Source organism: Prevotella sp. MGM2 (genome assembly GCF_002933955.1).
GTDB lineage: Bacteria > Bacteroidota > Bacteroidia > Bacteroidales > Bacteroidaceae > Alloprevotella.
Genome location: NZ_BEWW01000156.1, coordinates 22249 through 28600 on the forward strand (window position 1 = coordinate 22249; position 6352 = coordinate 28600).

Consider the following 6352-nt stretch of genomic DNA (forward strand, 5'->3'; position numbering starts at 1 on the left):
TTTAAGCCTTGGTTATTTTAATTTGACAGGCAACGTTATTTCTCTACCGTTAAAGTCTTTATATTTGATATTGAAGCCATTGCCCCGCAGATATTCTTCGGACAGAGGAAACGATACATAACCATAAGCCACACGGTTGCGATAATCATTATTATCATTGTGCCGAAACTCCAATGAAACGTACCCTTTATCATCTTTTCTGTTCAAATCAATGGCATTGATAAAATGAGCCCTGCCGCCATAAGCACTGGTATAATAAGCATACTTCACATTCAAATGTGCCCCACCGACCCAAGCTTCCACAAGTTTTATCGGATCATTGCCAATACTGTCGCTTTGCTCCAAAGTTGGTATAGGAAAGAAAGGCTTGGTCAGAACCCGCACGACATCAATAGGGAAAATAGTATTAGGCAGGCGCCCTTCATCATAAGTAAACGAAACGATAACACGCTGACCGGGAGTTTGTGATTTCGTAGCAACAAGCAACGAACTGTCTGCCAACGTCATCGTACGGCTGTTATCAAAATCAATGGCATAATCCTTTCCCTGCTTGAGTACCGTACCCATACCGGCATAGTAGGTGGCATGATCATAATCATCATTACAGGATACAAAAGCCGCAATAAATAAAAAAAGCGGTAATACAAATAGCATCTTCATTTTCATCTTTCTAATTGTTTTTATGTTTATACTTCGTAAAGAACAGCCTCTATCAAACAAAGCCGTTTCCCTATAAACACCAAAAAACGGAAATCTTGCATGCTTTTACCATAAAAAGAAAGAACTTTCCCTTATCCTGATTCCAAATAAGGCAATCGACAATCAGCGGAAAGAATCCGTGAGAAGCTTTATCTCTATAGCCGGAGATATACGTTCATAAAGAATATTATATACAGCATCCAAAATTGGCATATTGACATGAAAATGCTTATTAATATCTTTCATACATTTAGTTCCAAAGAACCCTTCGGCTATCATTTCCATTTCTATCTGGGCAGACTTCACGGAATATCCCCGTCCTATCATTGTACCAAAAACACGGTTACGCGAAAAATTGGAATAACCGGTAACCAAAAGGTCACCCAAATAAACGGAATCATAAATATTACGCTCAATCGGATAAACGGCTCTCAAAAAACGGTTGGTCTCCTGAACGGCATTAGCCATAAGAACACTCTGGAAATTATCGCCATATTTCAAACCATTGCATATACCTGCGGCAATGGCATAAACATTCTTCAAAACCGAGGCATATTCGATTCCTATGACATCGGTACTTGTCTTTGTCTTTACGTAGCTGCCAGCTATGAGTTCGGCAAAAGAAGTCGCCTTTTCCTCGTCCGTACATCCGACTGTAAGATAGGTCAAACGTCCCAATGCCACTTCCTCGGCATGGCTGGGGCCTCCAAGCACAGCCAGATTATCGTCAGGTACGTTATAAATCTGCCTGAAATATTCCGAACAAATAATATTCTCATCCGGAACGATACCTTTTATCGCCGTTATTATAAATTTATTATGTAATTTCTCCTTAAGTTTCTTAAGATGATTTTTAAGATAAGGAGACGGCGTTACAAAAACAAGCGTATCGCATGCCCGAACCACTTCATTAATGTCCGTTGAAAATGTGATACGACTGGTATCAAAATGCACACTGGTCAGATACGACGGATTATGCTCCAACCGCTTAAAATCTTCAATAGCATCGGCACGACGCATATACCAAGTAATATGCTCAACCTTTTCAAGCACAATCTTGGCTATGGCTGTGGCCCAACTTCCGCCACCCATTATGGCTATTTTACCGGTTTCGAACAAAATGAATAGTATTGAGTTTTTTAAGAAGGTTTACAACAAAAAATGAAAGCAATTGGCAACCGGCAGAATAATTAGCCGATAAATCCGGTTAATCCTCCCGATTGCCAATTGTCATATATTTCAGACATTCCACGCCTCAATGTCTCCAACAGAGGGTTTCATAACATCCAGCTTGTATTTCTTGATGATTTCGCCTATTTGCTGTTGAATTTTCTGAGCATTGACCTCTTTAAGGTCATTCACAAGATTATATCCGGCCTTTTGAAGAATGGGCACAAGTTCCTCTGCAATACCACATTCTACATATTTGGCTGTGACATCACGAGGGATTTTCTTTTCAGGGCGCATCTGCGGGAAGAAGAGTACTTCCTGTATCTGCGTCTGCCCCGTCATGAGCATGACAAGGCGATCTATGCCGATGCCGATGCCCGATGTCGGCGGCATTCCGTATTGCAAGGCACGCAAGAAGTCACGGTCAATAAACATGGCCTCATCGTCCCCCTTTTCGGAGAGACGCAACTGATCCTGAAAGCGTTCTTCCTGATCAATCGGATCGTTCAACTCAGAATAGGCATTAGCCAATTCCTTACCGTTGACCATCAATTCAAAACGTTCGGTAAGTTCGGGATTAGTGCGGTGCTTCTTTGTCAAAGGCGACATCTCCACCGGATAATCCGTAATAAAAGTAGGTTGGATATAAGTGCCTTCGCAAAACTCACCGAATATTTCGTCAATGAGTTTACCCTTCCCCATGGTGTCATCAATCTCCATGTCGAGCGCCTTACAGATATCGCGGATCTCCTCCTCGCTCTTTCCGTTAAGATCGTAACCGGTTTTTTCTTTAATAGCTTCCAAAATAGGCAAACGGCGGAAAGGTGCCTTAAAACTGATCGTATTGCCATCCACCACTGTTTCGGGCTTACCGTTGACAGCAATACAGATGCGCTCGAGCAACTGTTCGGTAAAAGACATCATCCAATTATAATCCTTGTATTGCACGTAAAGTTCCATGCAGGTAAACTCTGGATTATGACTTTTATCCATACCTTCATTACGGAAATTCTTACCGATTTCATACACGCCTTCAAATCCACCGACTATGAGCCGTTTCAGATAAAGTTCCGTGGCAATGCGCAAATAAAGATCTACGTCAAGTGCATTGTGGTGTGTAATGAAAGGACGCGCGCTGGCTCCTCCCGGAATAGGCTGCAGGATGGGGGTTTCCACTTCAGTATATCCGGCCTCATCAAGAGCATTGCGAAGCGTCTTCACAACCGTGGCACGTTTGAGAAAAGTCTCTTTCACGCCATTATTGACAATAAGGTCAACATAACGCTGACGGTAACGCAATTCCGGATCATCGAAAGCATCATATGTCACACCGTCTTTTTCCTTGACAATAGGCAGAGGCTTTATGCTCTTGGCCAGCACGGTCAGTTCCTTGGCATGAACCGATATTTCTCCGGTCTGAGTGCGGAACACATATCCTTTCACCCCAATAAAGTCACCTAGATCAAGTAATTTCTTGAATACCGTATTATAAAGGTCCTTATTTTCGTCAGGACAAATGTCATCACGCGTGATATATACTTGTATGCGCCCGCGTGAATCAAGCAGTTCTGCAAAACTGGCCTTTCCCATGACGCGGCGGCTCATCATGCGCCCCGCTATGCAAACTTCACGCAAGGTTTCTGCATTATCGTCAAAATTGTCCCGTATTTCCGCAGAATAGGCGTTAACGGGATATTCGGCAGCAGGATAAGGATTGATGCCCATGGCACGCAATTGTTCCAATGCTCCTCTGCGATAGATTTCCTGTTCACTAAGTTCGAGTACGTTCATCGTTGTACATTTCTATTTTCCCGCAAAAATACAAAAACTTTTCGGGTCGGGCAAATAAACGCCGCTTTGCTAAATATAAAAAATGGATTCAAAATAAAGAAAAAAGGATATAGCCTCTAAAGATCATATCCTTCCTTTTACTGATACGATTACACCTTATGGCTTATTGTACGGTATCGGCCGGCTGTTCGTCCACTATCATTTCATCCGATTGCCTGCCAGCAGGCAATGGCTGAGCGTTGAGCGTATCAGTGAAGAGACTGTCGGAAACAACAGTGGCAGAATCGGGCACAACGACATTATCATTGTATTCCCCAAACCGGTAATTCTCATCTACCTCAGGAGCCGGTTCGGTTACAAAATCCTGTTTTACAGCTGTTTCACTGTTCATTTCATCTTTTTCCCTGCCTATATTTTCCGGCTCTACAGTTTCCATCTCTTCCTTTACCTGCCATTGTGCCATAATATTACGGACACCCCAGAATATAACCCCTAGAAGCCCTATAAAAGTCAACCCATTGCAAATACGGTCGGAAAGGCTTTTATCACTCCGAGGTTCACCATTTGGTCGATTGTCAGTTTGCATGATTACCGCTTGTTTTCAGATTAATCCTCATCATAGAAATCAAAGTCACCGTCGAGAAAAACGGGAACGCTGAAACCATCAATAGCGCGGCGGTCTTTCTTGGTGGGCCGGCCGGTGCCACGCGCACGGTCTACAAAACCGCTTATTTTGCTCATCTCGAGCAGTTCATATTGTTCTGGCGGGGTGATATTCTCTATTATATCGGGCAACACTTTGGCGCCCACACGTTTTTCGATGGCCTGCAGCACCCTGAATGTATAGGTTACGGGGGATTTCCGCACACCTACCTCATCGCCCGTTTTTACTGTGCGTGAAGGTTTTGCCTGCGCGCCGTTGATTGTCACGCGTCCGTTTTTACAAGCATCTGCAGCTAAAGTACGGGTTTTGTAAATACGTACCGCCCAAAGCCACTTGTCGAGTCGTGCTTCCATTGCCACTTGTTTGCTGGAGAATTATCTTATTTTTTATTATAGTGGTTCATGGTAAACTGTATGCCGGAAAGAGCAAAACTTTTCACCATTTCACCTGCCATATCGAGGCGTTCATCCATCAGCGCCAGGTCCTGCTCGCCAAATTCTCCGAGCACGAAGTCCACCTGGCCGCCTTTCGGAAAATCATTGCCTATGCCGAAACGTAAGCGGGCATATTGCTGGGTGCCTAATACTGACGTGATGTGGCGCAGGCCGTTGTGACCAGCCTCACTGCCACCGGGACGCAGGCGCAATTGCCCGAAAGGCAATGCCAGATCATCGACTACGACAAGCAGATTCTCAAGCGGAATTTTCTTCTCGTTCATCCAGTAACGCACCGCGTTGCCCGAAAGGTTCATATAAGTGGAAGGCTTGAGGAGGGTCAGTGTCTGGTTTTTCACCTTAAGGGTGGTGACAAATCCGTAACGCTTGTCTTCAAATACGAGATTGGACGCCTTAGCCAAGGCGTCCAACACTCTAAATCCTATATTATGACGGGTGTGTACATATTCGCTACCGATGTTGCCCAACCCGACAATCAGATGATTCATCTTCAGATATTTTCTATTTTAAGACAAACCTTATGCGTTCTTGGCAGCTGCTGCGGCAGCACCCATGGCGGCACGTGTCATCTTGACGGTGCAAACGATAACTTCTTTCGGGGTAACCAGTTCGAGACCTTCGAAATGGAGATCGCCAGCCTTGATGCTCTTACCAAGCTGAAGCTTCGTTACATCGATGTTGAGTTTTTCGGGGATATTCTCGTAAGTAGCTTTCACATTGAGCTTGCGTACCATTGCCATAAGACGGCCACCGGCGCGTACACCTTCTGCCAGTCCCTGAGGAGCGATGGGCACACCTACCACGATGGGTTTGTCGGCACGTACTTCATAGAAGTCTACATGGAGCACGTTGTCCTTCACAGGATGGAACTGAACTTCCTTGAGCACAGCCTGATGTTCCGTACCATCGATGGTAACGTTCACGAGATAAATGTGGGGAGTGTAGATGAGTTTGTTGATTTCCTTTTCGCTCACTTCGAAGTGGATGGCTTCGGGCAGACCGTTCTCACCTTTCTTTTCTCCATAAATAACGCAGGGAACATTACCGTTCTTACGTACTTCCTTTGTGGCTTTCTTGCCGAGATCGGTGCGTGACACACCGCTGATTGCAATTTGCTTCATGTTTTTTTTGTAATTTGTGTTACTCTAAATTAAGTTATAAAAGGCTTAATTCGCCATCACACACGGGGGTCAGTCCGCCCGGGAGGACAAATCGGATGCAAAAATACATGTTTATTACGGACTGGCAAAATTAATTACTTTTTATTTGACGCTCTGACAAGAAAAGAGACATACGAGTGCAGGACGATATGGAAATCTCCAGTGTCGTCTCTGGCTTTCTAACATTAACATTTTTAACTTTCCATTACAATTTAAAGTAACGTTTTTCCAACTCCAATACTTAGAGTTGGAAAAGTCCTTATTGGATTTTTAACACGAATACGGGGAATTTCAACTGCAATACGGGGAATTTTCAGGGAAAACAGGGCGGGAAACGGCTGGAATATGGCCCGAAAACACTGAAAAAGCGGGACTTCCCGATGGAAAGCCCCGCTCCGCTGTTACAAAGATAC

7 protein-coding genes are annotated in these 6352 nt (G+C 44.3%); all 7 read right to left on the reverse strand.

What is annotated here, in order from left to right; genetic code table 11:
- Window positions 1-12: 12 nt before the first annotated feature.
- A complete protein-coding gene (locus C5S62_RS03630; protein ID WP_104404097.1) occupies window positions 13-666 on the reverse strand; it encodes a NigD-like C-terminal domain-containing protein in 654 nt (217 codons plus the stop codon).
- A gap of 156 nt (window positions 667-822) precedes the next feature.
- Entirely contained in the window at window positions 823-1818 is a 996-nt protein-coding gene (locus tag C5S62_RS03635; RefSeq protein WP_104404098.1) for an NAD(P)H-dependent glycerol-3-phosphate dehydrogenase, read from the reverse strand.
- A gap of 120 nt (window positions 1819-1938) precedes the next feature.
- The gene (lysS, locus tag C5S62_RS03640) at window positions 1939-3660 is read right to left on the reverse strand and encodes a lysine--tRNA ligase (RefSeq protein ID WP_104404099.1); all 1722 of its coding nucleotides are present in this window, start codon (window positions 3658-3660) and stop codon (window positions 1939-1941) included.
- A 163-nt stretch (window positions 3661-3823) separates the two neighbouring features.
- The gene (locus tag C5S62_RS03645) at window positions 3824-4246 is read right to left on the reverse strand and encodes a hypothetical protein (RefSeq protein ID WP_104404100.1); all 423 of its coding nucleotides are present in this window, start codon (window positions 4244-4246) and stop codon (window positions 3824-3826) included.
- Between the two features lie 20 nt (window positions 4247-4266).
- Window positions 4267-4677 carry an RNA-binding S4 domain-containing protein gene (locus C5S62_RS03650; RefSeq protein WP_104404101.1) on the reverse strand — a complete coding sequence of 137 codons (411 nt, stop codon included), beginning with the start codon at window positions 4675-4677 and terminating at the stop codon, window positions 4267-4269.
- Between the two features lie 26 nt (window positions 4678-4703).
- The gene (gene pth / locus C5S62_RS03655) at window positions 4704-5267 is read right to left on the reverse strand and encodes an aminoacyl-tRNA hydrolase (protein WP_104404102.1); all 564 of its coding nucleotides are present in this window, start codon (window positions 5265-5267) and stop codon (window positions 4704-4706) included.
- A 30-nt stretch (window positions 5268-5297) separates the two neighbouring features.
- Complete coding sequence (locus C5S62_RS03660; RefSeq protein WP_104404103.1) at window positions 5298-5900, reverse strand: 50S ribosomal protein L25/general stress protein Ctc; 603 nt, start codon at window positions 5898-5900, stop codon at window positions 5298-5300.
- Window positions 5901-6352: the final 452 nt, after the last annotated feature.